Below are 17,404 nucleotides of genomic sequence, written 5' to 3' on the forward strand. Positions count from 1 at the left end.
GGCATCCGCCGCGGCGCGAGGCCGGCCGAGGCGGTCCCCGTAGACTCGGAGCATGCCCGTTCCCTCGCCGTACGCCGCCCGTCTGGACCGGATCCCGGTGCAGCGCCGCGAGGCCGAGGTCCTCGGCGGACGCACCGCGTACTGGATCTACGGGCCCGAGGATGCCGAGCTCACCGTCCTGGCCGTGCACGGCTTCCGGGGCGAGCACCACGGGCTCGAGCCCGTGGTCGCGCATCTGCCCGGTGCCGAAGGGACGGGGTCGACGGCGGGGATCCGCGTGATCATGCCGGATCTGCCCGGATTCGGCGAGACGGCGCCCCTGCCGGGCCGCGTGCACGACATCGAGGCCTATGCCGAGTGGCTGTCGGAGTTCGCTGCGGCGGTGGCGCCGGGGGCGGTCGTGCTGGGGCACTCGTTCGGCTCGATCGTCGCCTCCGCAGCCGTCGCGAACGGCCTGGCCACTCCGCGGCTGATCCTCGTCAACCCCATCGGCGCGCCGGCGCTCGAGGGGCCGAAAGCGGTGCTCACCCGGCTGGCGATCCTGTACTACGCCCTGGGGGCACGGCTGCCCGAAGCGCTCGGGACCGAGCTGCTGCGCAATCGGGTCATCGTGCGGGTCATGAGCATCGCGATGGCGAAGACCGCCGATCCGGAGCTGCGCCGCTTCGTGCACGACCAGCACGACACCTACTTCTCACGGTTCTCCGACCGCGACGTGCTCAGCCAGGCGTTCCGCACCAGCGTGTCGCACGACGTCCGCGAGTTCGCGCCGCGAATCGCGGTCCCGACGCTTCTCATCGCCGCGCAGCGCGACGACATCACCCCGATCGAGGCGGAGCGTCACCTGGCGACGCTGTTCCCGGACGCGGAGCTCGTCGAGATCGCGCACGTCGGGCACCTGATCCATTACGAGACTCCGGCCGAGGCGGCCGGAGCGATCAGGCGGTTCCTCCGGCCTCTCGCCGTGCCAGCCCCATGAGGCCCCCGACGCGGAACGGGATGACCTCGCCCATCGCGAGCGACGTCTCGGTCCGCTCGACGCCGTCGATCGACAGGATGCGGGCATCGGTGTCGAACAGGTGCCGTGCATCGCGGCACGCCACTAGCGCGAGCAGGTCGATGGATCCGCTGAGGCCGTGCGCCTGGACGACCTCGGGCACGCGTGCCAGCTCGGCGATGATCCGGGGCAGCTCGGTCTGACGCACGCCGATGCTGATGAACGCCTGCAGCGGATACCCGAGCACTGCGGGGGAGAAGGCGCGCTCGTAGGGGAGGAACACCCCGGTCTGCTCCAGGCGCGCCATCCGCGCCTGGATCGTGTTCCGGGACAGGCGCAGCTTCTCGGCCATCGCGACCACGGTGGTGCGCGGGTCGGCGGAGAGCATCTCGAGGATGTCGAGATCGGTGCGGTCGAGGGTTGCCATGTTGCCAAAGGCTAGCAGCCCGCATGAGGGCCGTACTTGGCAACATGCTCAGGTGACGCGCAAATGCTTGAGCGTCGTGTGAAGCGGACGTACGCTCAACCCAAAGCGAAGACGCACCGGGTCCGCCTCACGAGGGCGGATCCACTGAGGAGGACGAAGATGTCTACCCACCTTGATCCGATCACGGTCACCGGCATCGGGCTCGAGGAGCCCGCCGGGCTCGTCGACTCCCGAGGACATCGCGTCGCGGATGCGCGCCTCGCGCCGTTCGCCGCCGACGTCACCTCCGAGAAGCTTCTCTCATTGCTCCGGGACATGGTCGTGCTGCGCCGGCTCGACAGCGAGGGCGTCGCGCTGCAGCGTCAGGGACAGCTCGGCCTGTGGGCGCCGTGCCAGGGCCAGGAGGCCGCGCAGATCGGCTCGGCGCGTGCCCTCCGCACCGACGACGTCATCTTCCCCAGCTACCGCGAGACGGGCGTGATGCTCGCGCGCGGCGCCCAGCCCGGCGACTACGTGCGCATGTGGCGCGGCGAGGAGGGCGCTGCCTACGACCCTGCCGTGATGCACATGGCCCCGCTGCAGATCATCATCGGCGCGCAGACGCTGCACGCGGTCGGTTACGCGCTCGGGATCCTCCACGACGGCTCCGACCAGGTCGCGGTCACCTACTTCGGCGACGGAGCCACGAGCCAGGGCGATGTCAACGAGGCGATGGTCTTCGCCTCGTCGTACCGTGCCCCGGTCGTCTTCATCTGCCAGAACAACCACTGGGCGATCTCCGAGCCCGTCGCCGTGCAGTCGCAGCACCCGATCGCGGGTCGCGCGCCGGGATTCGGCATCCCGAGCATGCGCGTCGACGGGAACGACGTGCTGGCGGTGTTCGCGGCGACGCGATGGGCGCTCGATCAGGCGCGCAGCGGATCCCCGGCGTTCCTCGAGCTCGTCACCTATCGGATGGGTCCGCACACCACCGCCGACGACCCGACCCGCTACCGTGACCCTGCGGAGCTGGAGTACTGGCGGGGCAAGGATCCGCTGGCGCGCCTCGAGACGCTGCTGCGTGCGGAGGGCGTGCTCACCGACGAGATCGCGGCGGGTTTCGCGGCGGAGGCGGACGAGGCGGCGATGCAGATGCGCAGCGCGTGCCTGAACATGACGACGCGCGAGCCGCTCGCGGTGTTCGACGGTGTCTACGCCGAGCCGCACACCGGTCTCGCGGAGGAGCGCGCCGACTTCGAGCGCTATCTCGCGACCCTCGCGGAGGCGTGACATGGTGCAGATGACGATGGGCAAGGCGCTCGGCGCCGCGCTGAAGCAGTCGCTGGCCGGCGATCCCAAGGTCGTCCTGCTGGGTGAGGACATCGGAAAGCTCGGAGGGGTGTTCCGCATCACCGATGGTCTCCTCGACGAGTTCGGTCCGGAGCGGGTCATCGACACGCCGCTGGCGGAGTCGGGCATCGTCGGCACCGCCGTCGGGCTCGCGATGCGCGGTTACCGGCCCGTCGTCGAGATCCAGTTCGACGGTTTCGTCTACCCCGCGTTCGATCAGATCGTCTCGCAGGTGGCGAAGCTCCACTACCGCACCCAGGGCACCGTGCCGATGCCGATCACGATCCGGATCCCGTGGGGAGGGGGCATCGGGGCCGCCGAGCACCACTCGGAATCGCCCGAGGCGTACTTCGTGCACACCGCGGGCCTGCGCGTCGTGGCCGTGTCGGATCCGCAGGACGCCTACACCTGCCTTCGGCAGGCGATCGCGAGCGACGACCCCGTGATCTTCTTCGAGCCCAAGCGGCTCTACCACGCCAAGGGCGAGGTCGATCTGGAGACGCCGCTCGCCGATGCCGCGCCCATGGGCCTGGCGCGTGTCGTGCGCGAAGGGACCGACGTCACGATCGTGACCTACGGCGCGATGGTGCGCACCGCGCTCGACGCCGCCGAGGCGGCCGAGTCCGAGGGGCGTTCGCTGGAGGTCATCGACCTGCGCTCGCTGTCACCGGTCGACTACGGCACCGTGTGCGCCTCGGTGCGCCGCACCGGCAGAGTGGTGGTCGCGCACGAGGCCGCCCGCGAGGCCGGCGTGGCTGCGGAGGTCATCGCGAGCATCACCGAGAAGTGCTTCACCTGGCTGGAGGCGGCGCCGCTGCGCGTGACCGGCCACGACATCCCGTATCCGCCGGCGAAGCTGGAGAAGTTCCACCTACCCGATCTCGACAGGATCCTGGACGCGGTGGACCGCGTCTGCGACGACGAGCAGCTGCTGGAGGGAGCCGAGCGATGAAGCAGGAGTTCCTTCTCCCGGACCTCGGCGAAGGCCTCACCGAGGCGGAGATCGTGCAGTGGCTGGTCGCCGAGGGCGACACCGTCACGTTGAACCAGACCCTCGCCGAGGTCGAGACCGCCAAGGCGATCGTCGAGCTGCCCTCGCCGCACGCAGGCGTGATCGCCTCGCTGCACGCGGCGGCCGGCGACGTCGTCGCCGTGGGCGCACCCCTCGTCGGCTTCGAGATCGAGGGTGCCGAGCCCACGACGCCCGTGCCGTCCGCCACCGCCGTCGAAGAGGGGTCGGGGCCGAACCTCGTCGGCTACGGGGCCGCGCCGTCCTCGGGACGGCCCCGGCGCAGGGCCCGCCGAGCCGCCGCCGGCACGACGACCGTGGTCGCGGCGGACGCCGACGTGCGCGTCGCGGCCCCGCACGATGCGATCGACGTGCAGCCGTCGCCGCCGGTGCGCGGCGAGCGGCCGAGGTCGACCCCGCCCGTGCGCGCCTATGCGAAAGGCCTCGGGGTCGACCTCGCCCTGGTCGCCGCCGAACTGGGCGACCGGGTGATCACGCGGAGCGATGTGGACGCGTATCGGGAGCGTCTCACCCAGCGGGCGGCGGGCACCGCCGCCGCGCCCGGACCGGCCACGGCAGTGCAGACGTCCGAGCCGGTGCGCCGGCGCACCGAGGCGGGGGAGCGCGCGACAACGCGCATCCCGATCCGAGGCGTCCGCAAGCACACGGCCGAGGCCATGGTGCAGAGCGCCTTCACCGCGCCGCACGTGACGACGTTCCACACGGTCGACGTCACGGCGACGAGCGAGCTCATCGCCTCGCTGCGCGCCACCGCCGCGCCGGACTCGCCGCGCATCGGGGTGCTCACGGTTGTCGCGAAGGCCGTGTGCCTCGCGCTCGCGCATTTCCCGGGTCTGAACGCCCGCTGGGACGGCGAGGCGGGGGAGATCGTGCAGCAGCACTTCGTCGATCTCGGCATCGCAGCCGCCACGGATCGCGGGCTGATCGTGCCGGTCATCCGCGACGCCGAGCGCCTGACGCTGGGCGAGCTCGCCGCCGCGGTCGCGGAGCTGACCCGCACGGCGCGCAGCGGCAAGACGCCTCCCGCCGATCTCCTGGGCGGGACGTTCTCGCTCACGAACATCGGCGTGTTCGGCATCGATGCGGGCACCCCGATCCTGCCTCCCGGACAGACCGGCATCCTCGCCCTCGGCGCGGTGCGCAGGATGCCGTGGGAGCACAGGGGCGAGATCGCGCTGCGCGACGTGATGACGCTGAGCCTGTCGTTCGATCACCGGATCGTGGACGGCGCGGAGGGAGCGCAGTTCCTCAAGGCGGTGGCCGACGTGCTGCAGGAGCCGGGTCGCGCGATGCTGCTCGCCTGAGCGCTCCGCTCTGCTCAATCGTCGCGGGAGCGGCGGTCCAGACCCAGCACGCGCCGGGTCAGACGCCGCTCCCGCACGATGAGCGCCGTGCCGAGGATCCACAGCGGCAGCTGGGTGAGGAACGCCCAGCGGAACGCGTCGAGCGAGTACGTCGACGGCGTTCCGGCGCCCTGCAGATCCAGCGCGAGCCCGATGAGGAAGATCGCGATGAGTGCGGCGAGGAACCCGCCGCCGTTGACGACGCCGGTCGCGGTGCTGAGCCGGTGCTGCGGGTTGTGCGTGCGCGCGTGGTCGAAGGCGACCATGGAGGCCGGTCCTCCCGACGCGAGCGCGACCGCGAGGACGATCAGCAGCCAGAGCGGCGCCGGGCCCGGCCAGAGCACCACGGCGAGCCAGGCGATGACCTGGACCGCGATCGTGGGCAGGACGAGCATGAGGGAGCGGCTGGTCGGATGGCGGGCCGAGAGCGTTCCCAGCACCGGACCGAACAGGATCCCGAACACCACGTAGACCGTCGTCACCAGCGAGGCGGCCCCGATCGAGAGGCCCTCGCCGCTGGTGAGGAACGGGATGCCCCAGAGCATCATGAACGCGGTGCCGGCGAACGGCGTCGTGAAGTGCGTCCAGAATCCGAGGCGCGTGCCGGGATGGGCGAGCGCTTCGCGGAGTGAGACCCGCAGGTCGGCCTGCGAGGTGACGACCCGGATCGCGCCCGTGTCGGTGTTCACCGACACGTCGTGCGTGAGCTCCGGCGGCCGGTTGCGGATCAGTGCGAACACGAGCACCGTGAACAGCACGCCGAGTCCGGCGAGGCTGCCGAAGGCCACCGACCAGGTGGTGGAATGCAGGAGCAGCGGGAGCGGGATCAGGGCGACGAGCTGTCCCAGCTGCCCGACGATGCCCGTCAGCTGCGCCATGAGCGGACCGCGCTGCGCCGGGAACCAGATGGCCACCAGTCGCAGCACACCCGGGAAGATCGCGGCGTCGCCGGCGCCGAGGATCATGCGCGCCACGATCGCGACCCCGACGTTCGGCGCGAGCGCCATGACCAGCTGGCCCACCGACATCAGCAGCATGCCTGCGACCATGATCGGCCGGGATCCGAAGCGATCCAGCAGCAGCCCGACGGGGATCTGCATGAGGCCGTAGACCGCGAGCTGCAGCACCGCGAAGAGCGAGAGTGTCGACGCGTCGGCGTGGAAGAGGTGCGCGGCGTCCACGCCCACAGCGGACAGCGACGTGCGGTTCGTGATGGAGAGCACGTAGGCCGCGACGCCCACGATCCAGATGAGCCAGATCCGCCAGGTCGGTGCAGGGGCGGGATTCACGGCTCTCCTCGGGTCGGCGGCCCTTCGATCCTACGCCCGGACGCGGGCGGAACCCGGCGTGAGCGGCCGGCCGCCGGCGCGCCCGGCGCGGGTCAGACGGCGACCGCGTCGAGCAGCCGGATGCCGCCGCCGTCCATCGCGAAGCGGTGCACCGAGCCGTTGCCGAGGCGCTCGCCGGGCGCGGGCAGCGTGCCGCCCGAGGCGTGCTCGAGGAGGGCGCGGATCACCCCGCCGTGCGTCGCCACCAGCACCGACTCGGTGCGTGGCGCGGAGCGACGGCGGGCGGCGCGGTCGATCCGCTCCAGCGAGGAGAGCGCCCGCTCGGTGAGCTGCGGCACGGTCTCCGCCCCGGGGATCGCGTCCCGGTCCGCACCGAAGCGCTCCCGATAGGCGTCCCAGAGCAGTCCCTCGGCGGCGCCGAACTCGTGCTCGCGCATCCCGACCGTGATCAGGGGCGCCGGCAGTCCGAGCTCGCCGGCGATGATCTCCGCGGTCTCGCGTGCCCGCATCAAGGGGCTGGTGTACACGTGGTCGAACCTCGTGCCGGCGAGCCGCGCTGCGGCGGCGCGCGCCTGCGCACGTCCGGTGTCGTTGAGGGGGATATCGGTGGATCCCTGGATCCTTCCCTCCAGATTCCAGTCGGTCTGGCCGTGGCGGATGAGGGTGATGAGGGTCACGTGAGCAGCTCCTGGAGGGCGGGGAGGACGACGCTGGTGGACGCCGCGATGGTCGCGGACGCCCAGGCGTCGGCCCGTGTGGGCTCGAGATTGACGATGACGATGGGAAGGCCGCGACGCCGGGCGCGCTCGATGATCCGGATGCCGGAGTTCACCACGAGGGACGATCCGGCGACGATCAGGGCGTCGCCGGAGCGCAGCAGCGCCTCCGCCGTGGCGAAGCGCTCCGTCGGGATGAACTCCCCGAAGAACACCACGTCGGGCTTGAGCGGACCCCCGCAGACGGTGCAGATCGGCAGGACGAATCCGTCGGTGCTCTCCGGCCGCACATCGCCGTCGGGCCCGAGGAGCACCTCGTCCGGCACGTCCAGCCAGGGGTTGCGCCGTTCGATCTGCGCGGCCACGGCGTCGCGCGCGAAGGTCTGCCCGCACCGCAGGCACAGCACCGTGCGCATCGTGCCGTGCAGCTCGACCACGCGCTCGGAGCCTGCAGCGAGGTGCAGGCCATCGACGTTCTGGGTGATCACGCCGGCGGATCGCCCGGCCTTCTCGAGTCCGGCGATCGCGCGATGGCCGGCATTCGCCTCCGCGGCGCCGAAGGACCGCCAGCCGAGATGACCGCCCAGCCAGTACCGCCGCTGCGCCTGCGCGGATCCGAGGAACGTCTGGACGGTCATGGGCGCCCGCCGCGGGGAGGAGCCTGCACCGCGGTAGGCCGGGATGCCGGAGTCGGTGGAGAGCCCCGCGCCGGTGAGGAAGGCGATGCGACGGTCCGCGAGCAGTTCGGCGACGGGCTCGAGCTGTGCGCGCAACGACGACATGCTGTTCACGGAACCTCCCCGACCGAGTCTACGGGCGCTGCGCGGGCCGGCGTCCCGCCCCGGGGCGCGGCACCCCGGGGCGACCTGGGAGAGTGGAGGCGTGCACGAGATCCGCATCGACGACCCCGCCGACCCCCGACTCGACGACTACCGCGACCTGACCGACACGGCGCTGCGCAACCGTCGCGACGCCGAGGGCGGGCTGTACATCGCGGAGTCGCTCAAAGTCATCGAGCGCGCGGTGCGGGCGGGACACCGCCCCCGGTCCGTGCTGACCCAGGAGCGCTGGCTGGACGGCATCCGCGGCGTCGTCGGCGACGAGCCGGTGACCGTGTACGTCTGTGCGGACGCCGTGGTCGAGGCCGTGGCGGGGTTCCCCGTGCATCGCGGTGCCCTGGCCGCGATGCACCGCCCGGCGCTGCCTGAGCTCGCGTCGCTGCTGTCCTCTGCACGCACCGTTCTGGTGCTCGAAGACCTCGTCGAGCACCAGAACGTCGGCTCCGCGTTCCGCGCCGCCGCGGCGCTCGGCGCGGATGCCGTGCTCGTCTCCGACCGCTGCGCGGATCCGCTCTACCGCCGCAGCGTCAAGGTCAGCACGGGTACGGTGTTCCAGGTGCCCTGGACGCGCTTCGGGGATTGGCGGGAGCTCGCCCCGCTCCTGCGACGCGAGGGGATCCAGCTCGCTGCGCTCGCGCTGCGCGAGGACGCGACGCCGCTCGAGGCCTACGCCGCCGCACGACCCGACCGCGTCGCGCTGGCCTTCGGATCCGAGGGGCCCGGACTCAGTGCCGAGGCCCTCGGCGCGGCTGAGGCGATCGTGACGATCCCGATGGCGGGCGGCGTGGACTCGCTCAACGTCGCGTCCACGGCCGCCGTGGCCCTCTGGGCGCTGCAGCACGTCCGCGCGCCCTCCGGTCGCTGACGCCCGTCGCGCGCCTCAGTCCTCCCGCCGCAGCAGCACCGGGCTGGGCTCCGGACGCTTCGCCTCGACGTCGTCTCCCGAAGACTGGTGGCGCAGGCGCCTCAGCACCCAGGGCACGAGGTGCGTGCGGGCCCACACCAGGTCCTCGCTGCGCGCCTCGCGCCAGGTGCGCTCCGGGAACGGCTCCGCCTCCATGGCCTGCAGATCGTTCGGCACGTTCAGCGCACGCAGCACGAGACGCGCCACCTCCTGGTGTCCGAGCGGGTTCATGTGCAGCCGGTCGTCGGCGAAGAACCGCGGATCCTGGATCGTCTTCAGTCCCCACTGGTCGGCGACGATGCAGTCGTGCCGCTCTGCGACGGCGCGCACGTTCTCGTTGTAGATCGCGACCTTGCCGCGGAACGGGCGGAACACCGGCGTGAAATTCGTGTCGATGCCGGTGATCAGCACGATCGCCGCGCCGGTGCGGTCCAGGCGGGTCACCATGTCGTCCAGCTGGACGGCGATCGCATCCGGGTCGGTGCCGGGGCGGATCACGTCGTTGCCGCCGGCGCACAGGGTGATCAGGTCGGGGTTCAGCGCGATCGCCGGCGCCACCTGCTCGTCGGCGATCTGTGCGATGAGCTTGCCGCGCACGGCCAGATTCGCGTACGCGAAATCCTCGCTCTGCGCGCTCAGCACCTCCGCGACGCGGTCGGCCCAGCCTCGGTGCCCGCCCGGGGCGCTCGGCTCCGGATCGCCGATGCCCTCGGTGAACGAGTCGCCCAGGGCGACGTAGCGGTGCCAGGGATGCGGCGTGTCGTTGGGGACGTACGGGGTGCGCGGTTCGTGACCGGACATGATCCTCCTCTGCGTGCCGCGCGGTCGGCACGGCGCCGGATCCGAGACTACTCGCGCCGGACGACGAACGGCCGAGCGGGCGGCCGGCGGCGGGTGGTCAGGGATGTCGGCGGGCTCGTCTATCGTGGAATCCCATGCTCTCCCCGTCCTTCCCCCAGCGCGCGCCCTGGGGAACCGCCGATCGGCTGAGGGCATGGCAGCGCGAGGCGCTCGAGGAGTACTTCCGGATCCCGGATCGCCGCGACTTCCTGGTCGCCGCGACGCCCGGCGCCGGCAAGACGACCTTCGCGCTCACGCTCGCGGTCGAGCTGCTGCGCACGAACGAGGTCGACCGCGTGATCGTGGTCGCGCCGACCGAGCACCTCAAGACCCAGTGGGCCGATGCGGCGGCACGCGTGCACATCCGCCTCGACCCGCGCTTCCGCAACAGCCATTGGGCGCCGTCCCGGCAGTATCACGGCGTCGTGGTGACCTACGCGCAGGTGGCGGCGAAGTCGTCGGTGCACAAGCACCTCACCGAAGATGCGCGCACGCTGGTGATCCTCGACGAGGTGCACCACGGCGGCGACGCGCTGAGCTGGGGCGACGCGATCCGCGAAGCTTACGGACCGGCGAAGCGACGCCTGCTCCTCAGCGGAACGCCGTTCCGCAGCGACACCGCGCCGATCCCGTTCGTGGAGTATCTGCCCGACGAGTCCGGTGCGCGTATCTCGAGCACCGACTACGCATACGGCTACGGTCGCGCGCTCCAGGACGGGGTCGTCCGCCCGGTGCTGTTCCACATGTACGCGGGCAAGATGCGCTGGCGCACCAGCGCGGGCGACGAGCTCGAGGCCCACCTCGGCCAGGACAACACCAAGGACGTGACGTCGCAGGCCTGGCGCACGGCGCTGGATCCGGAGGGGGAGTGGATGCCCGCGGTGCTGTCGGCCGCCGATCGCCGCCTCACCGAGATCCGTCACCACGTGCCCGACGCCGGCGGGCTCGTGCTCGCGACCGATCAGACGGTGGCGCGCGCCTACGCCAAGATCCTGCACTCGCTGACGGGGCAGCGGCCCACGGTCGTGCTCTCGGACGACGCCACCGCCTCGGAGCGCATCGAGAAGTTCAGCGCGTCCGACGACCGTTGGATGGTCGCGGTGCGCATGGTGTCCGAAGGCGTCGACGTGCCGCGGCTCGCCGTCGGCGTCTACGCCACCTCGTCGTCCACGCCGCTGTTCTTCGCGCAGGCGATCGGGCGTTTCGTGCGCGCGCGCCGTCGGGGCGAGGCTGCGAGCGTGTTCCTGCCGAACGTGCCGGTGCTCATGAAGCTCGCCAACGAGCTGGAGAAGCAGCGCGACCACGCCCTCGACCGGCAGTCGAAGGACGACGACGGACTCGACGATTCGCTCCTGGAGAGCGCGAACCGCGAAGAGGAGGCCTCGGATGCGCTGACCCAGGAGTTCAGCTACCAGGCGATCTCCTCGCTCGCCCACTTCGACCGCGTCGTCTTCGACGGCAAGGAGTTCGGACAGCTCGCCGAACCCGGCACGCCCGAGGAGGAGGAGTTCATCGGGATCCCCGGGCTGCTCGAGCCCGAGCACGTGCACGAGCTGCTGATGCAGCGCCAGTCCCGGCAGTCTCGGCTGCGGGAGGCGCGCGAGGCGCAGACGCCCGCCGCCACCACCACGCTGCCCGAGCCGTTGCATCGCACGCTCCGCGAGCAGCGCCAGCTCCTCAACAGCCTCGTCGGCGTGTATGCGCGCCAGACGGGGGAGCCGCACGGCGCCGTGCACGCCGAACTGCGACGACTCTGCGGCGGTCCTGCGGTCGCTCAGGCCACCGTCACGCAGCTGCAGTCGCGGATCGACCTGCTCAGGCGGCGCGTCCGCTCCTGAGCCGCCTGGCCCGCTCCCTCGCACGCTCGGTTCCGTCGTCGGACGCGCCTGGGGGATACCGGTTCGGATCCCCGAAATGCTGTCAATCCCCGTCTCCGTGCGGGTCGCGGCCGGACCGATGGATAGCGTGGAACGGCCCCGATCCCGAAGGACGTCGATGAACACCCCCGCTCCCGTGCCCGCAGAACCCACCGCAGCCGACCGCCGTCGCTGGGCCCGCTATCTCGTCGACGAACGCGCAGAGGCCCACGTCTACCAGCAGCTCGCCGGCCGGCGCGAGGGCGAGGAGCGACAGATCCTGCTCGAGCTCGCCGCCGCGGAAGGCCGTCACGAGGCGCACTGGCTCGAGCTGCTCGGCGGCGAGCCGGCCCGGCTGCCGCGTCCCGGCTTGCGCACCCGGATCCTGGGGTGGATGGCGGGACGCTTCGGATCCATCTTCGTGCTGGCGCTCGCGCAGAGCGCCGAGGCACGCTCGCCGTACGACTCCGAGGTGTACGCGACCCCGGCCATGCGGGCCGACGAGAAGGTGCACTTCGAGGTCGTCCGCGGCCTCGCCGCGCGGGGACGGCGGCAGCTGTCCGGGTCGTTCCGCGCCGCCGTCTTCGGCGCGAACGACGGTCTCGTGAGCAATCTCGCCCTCGTGCTGGGCATCGGCGCCACCGGCGCGAGCAGCGGATTCGTGCTCTTCAGCGGCTTCGCGGGACTCCTCGCCGGGGCGCTTTCGATGGGCGCCGGCGAGTTCGTGTCGGTGCGTTCTCAGCGCGAGCTCCTCGAGGCGACGGAGGAGAACGGACACGGCGACGCGACCGCGAGCGACCTGGATCTCGACGAGAACGAGCTCGCCCTGGTCTACCGCGCCCGCGGCATGGACGCCGACGAGTCGCTCGAGCGCGCCCGCCGCGTGGTGAGCGCTGCGAAGGCCGGGCTGGCGCAGCGGGCGACCGGGCCGCTGCGCGTGCCCGTCGAGGACGGCGACGAGCACGAGATCATCGGCAACGCCTGGCCCGCGGCGATCTCGAGCTTCCTCCTGTTCGCATCGGGCGCCATCGTGCCGGTGCTGCCCTGGATCTTCGGCATGCAGGGCACTCCTGCCGTCGTGGTGGCGCTCGTGCTCGTCGGCGTCGCGCTGCTGTCCACCGGAGCCACGGTCGGAGTGCTCTCGGGCGGACCGCCGCTGCGTCGCGGACTGCGTCAGCTGGCGATCGGCTTCGGGGCGGCTGCGATCACGTACGTGCTCGGGCTGCTGTTCGGGGTCAGCGCGGGCTGATCCCGAAGAATCTTCGGCGTGTCGTGTATCTCCGACGCCTCCGACCGCTCCTGAGAGACGGGGGTGGCAGATCGGAGAGGAGAAGGACATGGCGACACGGGGCAAGGGTCCGGACGGTGCAGGAGCGAGCCCGGATCCGCTCGAGTTCCGAGGAAGCAGGGAGGCGCCGGACGAACTGCAGAGGATCGTCGAACGACCGCCGCTGATCGGAGACGCGTCGGCGATGCCGGCGGAGGCGCGCGACGCCGTCACGCGACGGAGGATCTGGCTGCCGGGTTCCGCCCGCACCAGGCCGAAGGTGTCGGTCGAGCGGGACGACGACGGCTGGGAGATCGCCTACGAGGCGACCGACGTGCACCGGATCGGCCGGACGGCGGAGCGGATCGCACCGGACGAGGTGCTCCGCGGAATCGACCCGAGGGTCGGGCCTCACTCCCATCGCCCGGACTGGGTGACCGCGTCGTACTACCCGCGGCCCGCCATCGCCGCGGACGGGCCGAGTGTGCTGCACCGGTTCGACGGCGGCACGACGCAGCCGCTGTGGGTCTTCGGGCCCGACGACCGCGCCGTGTACCGGGATGCGACGTGGCCGTGGGGCCTGGTCGGCAAGGTGTTCAACAGCGACGGCAAGGTCGGCACGGGAGCCCTCATCGGCGACCGTCTCGTCGCGACAGCGGGTCACATGGTGCCGTGGGGCAAGAAGGGCTGGTGGATGCGGTTCGTGCCCGCGTACTTCGACGGAACCTCGCTGCACGGGAGCGGGTTCGAGTCGTACGTCTCGGACGCTCGCGGCTATGACGTGCACGGCGACGTCACCGGCTACGACTGGGCCGTGCTGCGCCTCTATCAGCCGCTGGGCAGCTGGCTGGGCTACTTCGGGTACAACGGCTTCTCGTCCTCGTGGCAGAACCAGAACCGGTGGACCCTGCTCGGGTACCCGGGAGCCGTAGCCGGTGGACAGCGTCCCTCGCGTCAGTTCGGCAGCTCGGTGTTCGACATCGACTCGGACTCCCACGGCGGCAGCGAGCTGGAGACCCGCGCGGACATGACGCCGGGCAATTCCGGCGGACCGTACTTCGGCTGGTTCGACGGCGACCCGCGGCTCGTCGGGGTGGTCAGCGGCCAGGAGACCGAGTGGGCGCCCGGGCCGTGGCCGTGGGAGTGGGGCGACACCGAGAAGGTCAACGTCGTCGCGGGCGGTTCCGGATTCACCGGGATGATGGCCTGGGGTCGGAGCAACTGGCCGCTCTGAGCACGGCGGCCGATGCACGACGAAGGCCCCGGATCCTGTGTGATCCGGGGCCTTCGACCTACCGTGCGCGAGGGGGGACTTGAACCCCCACGCCCTATGCGGGCACTAGCACCTCAAGCTAGCGCGTCTACCTATTCCGCCACCCGCGCTGGTGTTTTCGGCTGTTCCCAACCGAGGAATGACACTATCACGTTCCGGAGGTCGCCTCTAACCGCACCGCACGTCGGGCGCGTCGTGCGGGTTCGATAGCCTTGTCGCATGCCCCAGCCGGATGCCGAACTTCCCGAGGTCGCGCGGATCGCCGCCGACCTCATCCGCTTCGACACCTCCAACTTCGGCGGTGGGGACGCGAAGGGCGAACGCGAGGCGGCCGAGTACGTCGGTGCGTACCTGGAGTCGCTGGGGCTCGAGCCCGAGTACTACGAGCCGATCCCGCGCCGCACCAACGTGATGGCGCGCGTGCCCGGTCGCGATCGCGACAAGCCGGCGCTCGTCGTGCATGGACATCTCGACGTGGTGCCGGCGATGGCGGGCGACTGGAGCGTGGATCCGTTCGCCGGCGTCGTGCAGGACGGCATGCTCTGGGGGCGGGGAGCCGTGGACATGAAGAACATGGACGCGATGATCCTCACGTCCGTGGCCGAGATCCTTCGCGCCGGCGAGCAGCCGGAGCGCGACCTCATCCTGGTGTTCTTCGCCGACGAGGAGAACGGCGGCGTCGAGGGCTCCGCCCTCGTCGTCCAGAACCGGCCGGAATGGTTCGCGGGCGCCACCGAGGCGATCAGCGAGGTCGGGGGGTATTCGATCCCCGTAGGCGACCAGCGCGCGTACCTTCTGCAGGTGGGGGAGAAGGCCCTGCTGTGGATCCGCCTGATCGCGACGGGACGTGCCGGGCACGGCAGTCGCTTCCACCCCGACAACGCCGTGACGAAGCTGGCCGAGGCCGTCGCCGCGATCGGGCGCACGCAGTGGCCGATCCGGCTGACCGACACGACCCGTGAGTTCCTGCAGCGCATGAGCGCGCTCACCGGGCTGCCCGTCGAGGATCCGGACGCCCTCGCCGCCGCGGCGGGCCCCGCGGAGGCGTTCCTCCGCTCCACGCTGCGCACCACGACGAACCCGACCGTGCTGCAAGCCGGCTACAAGCACAACGTGATCCCGGAGCGTGCCGAGGCCCTCATCGACGTGCGGGTCATCCCCGGCATGGAGGACGAGGTGCTGGCGCAGCTCCGCGAGCTCGTGGGGGACGACGTCGAGCTGGAGATGGTCGTGCAGGACATCGGCATGGAGACGCCCTTCGCCGGCGACCTCGTCGACGCGATGGTGGCGGCCCTGGGGCGTCACGATCCGGGCGTGCCGGTGATCCCGTATCTGCTCGGCGCGGGCACCGACAACAAGGCGCTCGCGTTCCTGGGCATCACGGGCTACGGCTTCGCCCCGCTCCGGCTGCCCGCCGACCTCGACTTCACCGGCATGTTCCACGGGGTCGACGAGCGCGTTCCGATCGACTCCCTCGTCTTCGGGCAGCGCGTGCTGACCGATCTCCTGCGCACGTACTGAGACCGCGCCGCCCGCCCACCACGACTGACCGCGCGAGCCCGCGCCCCACGCGAAAGCCAGCCATGCACCTTCTCGAAGCCATCTTCCTCGGGATCGTCCAGGGACTCACCGAGTTCCTGCCGATCTCCTCGAGCGCGCATCTGCGCATCGTCGGCGCGTTCCTGCCGAGCGCACAGGATCCAGGGGCGGCGTTCACCGCGATCACGCAGATCGGCACGGAGGCCGCCGTCGTGGTGTTCTTCTGGCGCGACATCGTCCGCATCGTCAGCCGCTGGTGGTCGGCGCTGATCGGACGGATCCCGAGGAACGACCCCGATGCGCGGATGGGCTGGCTGATCATCATCGGCAGCATCCCGATTGTCGTGCTGGGACTCGTGTTCAAGGACCAGATCGAGACGGTGTTCCGGTCGCTGTGGCTCGTCGCGATCATGCTGATCGTGTTCGGCGTGCTCCTCGGCGTCGCCGACGCAATCGGTGCGCGCAAGCGCACGCTCAAGGATCTGACCCTCGGGCACGGCGTCGTCTACGGTCTCGCGCAGTCGCTGGCGCTCATCCCCGGCGTCTCCCGCTCCGGGGGCACGATCACGGCGGGGCTCCTGCTCGGCTATGAGCGCGAGGCCGCGGCCCGCTACGCCTTCCTGCTCGCGATCCCCGCGGTCTTCGGTTCCGGCGTCTATCAGGCGGTCAAGAGCATCGGCGAGCCGAGCGTGTTCTCGGCGGGCGAGACGCTCGCGGCGACCGGCATCGCTTTCGTCGTGGGCCTGGGTGTCATCGCGTTTTTCATGCGCTGGATCTCGCAGCGCAGCTTCCTGCCGTTCGTGATCTACCGGATCCTGCTCGGCGTCGTGCTGATCGTGCTGCTCGCGATGGGCGTGATCAAGCCCTGACGGGAGCTACCGCCGAGCGCACGGCGGCGAATCAGCGCTTGTGGTCGCCGGGGCCTTCGCCGTTGCGCCGGAAGAACCGCTCGAACGCCTGCGCGATGGCCTCGCCCGACGCGTCCGGCGAGTCCCAGGTGTCGCGCTTGGCCTCGAGCTGCGCGATGTAGGCGGCCATCTCCTCATCCTCGGCCGCGGCGGCGTCGATCGTGGCCTCCCACATGGCCGCCTCGGTGGCGAGGGTGCCCCGGGGCACGTCGACGCCCGTGACCTCGTGCAGGCGGTCCAGCAGCGCCAGCGTCGCCTTGGGCGACGCGCCGCCGGTCTGGACGTAGTGCGGCACGTTCGCCCACAGCGACAGTGCGGGGATGCCGGCCTGCTCCGCGGCGTGGTCGAGCGCGGAGAGGATGCCGATGGGGCCCTCGTAGCTGGATCGCTCGATCCCGAGCGCGTCGCGCACCTCGGCGTTCTCGCTCGAGGCGAAGATCGAGATCGGCCGCGTGTGCGGCACGTCCGAGAGCATGGCTCCGAGCGTGACGAAGCCCGTGATGTCCTCGCTCAGGGCCGAGTCGATGAACTCGGCGCTGAACGCCTGCCAGGCGCGCGCCGGCTCGGTGCCGGTGAGCAGCCAAAGCCGGGGCTCGGCGTCGTCGGCGACGCCCTTCGGCCGCTGCATGCGTGCGGCGGGCCAGCGCAGGCTGCGGTTGCCCTCCTGGTCGCGCTCCAGCGTCGGCCGCGCCCACTGGTAGTCGAAGTACAGCTCGGGGTCCACCGCGTGCACGAGGTCGTATCCGCCGTCGTCGATCTGCTCTGCGGCGGCCGACGCGGCCTCGCCAGCGTCGTTCCAGCCGTCGAAGGCGGCGACGAGGATCCGGGATCCGAGTACCTGCACGGT

At 71.3% G+C, this 17,404-nt stretch carries 16 protein-coding genes and 1 tRNA gene; 10 read left to right on the forward strand and 7 right to left on the reverse strand.

All coding sequences use genetic code 11. The annotated features are described in order from the left end of the window. The first annotated feature begins 52 nt into the window (after positions 1 to 52). Positions 53 to 979 carry an alpha/beta fold hydrolase gene (locus tag NFX31_RS08260; RefSeq protein WP_262957148.1) on the forward strand — a complete coding sequence of 309 codons (927 nt, stop codon included), beginning with the start codon at positions 53 to 55 and terminating at the stop codon, positions 977 to 979. Here NFX31_RS08260 and NFX31_RS08265 read toward each other — a convergent pair. Beyond that, complete coding sequence (locus tag NFX31_RS08265) at positions 939 to 1,424, reverse strand: Lrp/AsnC family transcriptional regulator (RefSeq protein ID WP_045252070.1); 486 nt, start codon at positions 1,422 to 1,424, stop codon at positions 939 to 941. The two genes, NFX31_RS08260 and NFX31_RS08265, sit on opposite strands and share 41 nt — an antisense overlap. Before the next feature lie 159 nt (positions 1,425 to 1,583). Here NFX31_RS08265 and NFX31_RS08270 point away from each other — a divergent pair, with 159 nt between their 5' ends. Genes NFX31_RS08270 through NFX31_RS08280 form a run of 3 tightly spaced genes read left to right on the forward strand, consistent with a single transcriptional unit; the run spans position 1,584 to position 5,087 of the window. Then, a complete protein-coding gene (locus NFX31_RS08270) occupies positions 1,584 to 2,693 on the forward strand; it encodes a thiamine pyrophosphate-dependent dehydrogenase E1 component subunit alpha (protein ID WP_262957149.1) in 1,110 nt (369 codons plus the stop codon). Position 2,694: 1 nt separating this feature from the next. Beyond that, the gene (locus NFX31_RS08275; RefSeq protein ID WP_175491166.1) at positions 2,695 to 3,705 is read left to right on the forward strand and encodes an alpha-ketoacid dehydrogenase subunit beta; all 1,011 of its coding nucleotides are present in this window, start codon (positions 2,695 to 2,697) and stop codon (positions 3,703 to 3,705) included. After that, complete coding sequence (locus NFX31_RS08280) at positions 3,702 to 5,087, forward strand: dihydrolipoamide acetyltransferase family protein (protein ID WP_045252068.1); 1,386 nt, start codon at positions 3,702 to 3,704, stop codon at positions 5,085 to 5,087. Before NFX31_RS08275 ends, NFX31_RS08280 begins: the two co-directional genes overlap by 4 nt. A 14-nt stretch (positions 5,088 to 5,101) precedes the next feature. Here the strand turns inward: NFX31_RS08280 and NFX31_RS08285 are convergent, their stop codons facing one another. The 3 genes from NFX31_RS08285 to NFX31_RS08295 all read right to left on the reverse strand — a co-directional run bounded on the left by NFX31_RS08285 (position 5,102) and on the right by NFX31_RS08295 (position 7,913). Beyond that, positions 5,102 to 6,415, reverse strand: coding sequence for an MFS transporter (locus NFX31_RS08285; RefSeq protein WP_262957150.1), 1,314 nt, complete (start codon positions 6,413 to 6,415; stop codon positions 5,102 to 5,104). A 92-nt stretch (positions 6,416 to 6,507) separates the two neighbouring features. Further along, a complete protein-coding gene (locus NFX31_RS08290; protein WP_045252066.1) occupies positions 6,508 to 7,092 on the reverse strand; it encodes a histidine phosphatase family protein in 585 nt (194 codons plus the stop codon). Continuing rightward, the gene (locus NFX31_RS08295; RefSeq protein WP_045252172.1) at positions 7,089 to 7,913 is read right to left on the reverse strand and encodes a Sir2 family NAD-dependent protein deacetylase; all 825 of its coding nucleotides are present in this window, start codon (positions 7,911 to 7,913) and stop codon (positions 7,089 to 7,091) included. The genes NFX31_RS08290 and NFX31_RS08295 overlap by 4 nt, the downstream gene beginning before the upstream one ends. 100 nt (positions 7,914 to 8,013) lie before the next feature. Between NFX31_RS08295 and NFX31_RS08300 the strand changes: the two genes are divergently transcribed. Beyond that, on the forward strand, positions 8,014 to 8,835 hold the full coding sequence (locus NFX31_RS08300) for a TrmH family RNA methyltransferase (RefSeq protein WP_045252065.1): 822 nt from the start codon (positions 8,014 to 8,016) through the stop codon (positions 8,833 to 8,835). A gap of 15 nt (positions 8,836 to 8,850) precedes the next feature. On the opposite strand, the gene NFX31_RS08305 is transcribed toward NFX31_RS08300, so the two are convergent. Then, positions 8,851 to 9,675 (reverse strand): SGNH/GDSL hydrolase family protein, encoded by an 825-nt coding sequence (locus NFX31_RS08305; protein ID WP_045252064.1) that lies wholly within the window; start codon positions 9,673 to 9,675, stop codon positions 8,851 to 8,853. Positions 9,676 to 9,809: 134 nt separating this feature from the next. On the opposite strand from NFX31_RS08305, the gene NFX31_RS08310 reads away from it, so the two are divergent. The 3 genes from NFX31_RS08310 to NFX31_RS08320 all read left to right on the forward strand — a co-directional run bounded on the left by NFX31_RS08310 (position 9,810) and on the right by NFX31_RS08320 (position 14,071). After that, positions 9,810 to 11,552, forward strand: coding sequence for a DEAD/DEAH box helicase (locus NFX31_RS08310; protein WP_262957151.1), 1,743 nt, complete (start codon positions 9,810 to 9,812; stop codon positions 11,550 to 11,552). 157 nt (positions 11,553 to 11,709) lie between these two features. Then, positions 11,710 to 12,819 carry a VIT1/CCC1 transporter family protein gene (locus tag NFX31_RS08315; RefSeq protein ID WP_082072477.1) on the forward strand — a complete coding sequence of 370 codons (1,110 nt, stop codon included), beginning with the start codon at positions 11,710 to 11,712 and terminating at the stop codon, positions 12,817 to 12,819. 88 nt (positions 12,820 to 12,907) lie between these two features. Beyond that, complete coding sequence (locus NFX31_RS08320) at positions 12,908 to 14,071, forward strand: trypsin-like serine peptidase (RefSeq protein WP_262957152.1); 1,164 nt, start codon at positions 12,908 to 12,910, stop codon at positions 14,069 to 14,071. Between the two features lie 64 nt (positions 14,072 to 14,135). On the opposite strand, the gene NFX31_RS08325 is transcribed toward NFX31_RS08320, so the two are convergent. Further along, positions 14,136 to 14,220, reverse strand: a tRNA-Leu gene (locus NFX31_RS08325). Positions 14,221 to 14,329: 109 nt separating this feature from the next. Between NFX31_RS08325 and NFX31_RS08330 the strand changes: the two genes are divergently transcribed. Together NFX31_RS08330 and NFX31_RS08335 are read left to right on the forward strand one after the other, a co-directional pair. Further along, the gene (locus NFX31_RS08330) at positions 14,330 to 15,631 is read left to right on the forward strand and encodes a M20/M25/M40 family metallo-hydrolase (RefSeq protein WP_045252062.1); all 1,302 of its coding nucleotides are present in this window, start codon (positions 14,330 to 14,332) and stop codon (positions 15,629 to 15,631) included. Between the two features lie 62 nt (positions 15,632 to 15,693). Further along, positions 15,694 to 16,518, forward strand: a complete 825-nt coding sequence (locus tag NFX31_RS08335) for an undecaprenyl-diphosphate phosphatase (RefSeq protein ID WP_091476295.1) — start codon at positions 15,694 to 15,696, stop codon at positions 16,516 to 16,518. A 31-nt stretch (positions 16,519 to 16,549) separates the two neighbouring features. Here NFX31_RS08335 and NFX31_RS08340 read toward each other — a convergent pair whose 3' ends face one another. Further along, positions 16,550 to 17,401, reverse strand: coding sequence for a PAC2 family protein (locus tag NFX31_RS08340; protein WP_262957153.1), 852 nt, complete (start codon positions 17,399 to 17,401; stop codon positions 16,550 to 16,552). Positions 17,402 to 17,404: the final 3 nt, after the last annotated feature.

It is taken from the genome of Microbacterium azadirachtae, assembly GCF_025583665.1.
Taxonomy (GTDB): Bacteria; Actinomycetota; Actinomycetes; order Actinomycetales; family Microbacteriaceae; genus Microbacterium; species Microbacterium azadirachtae.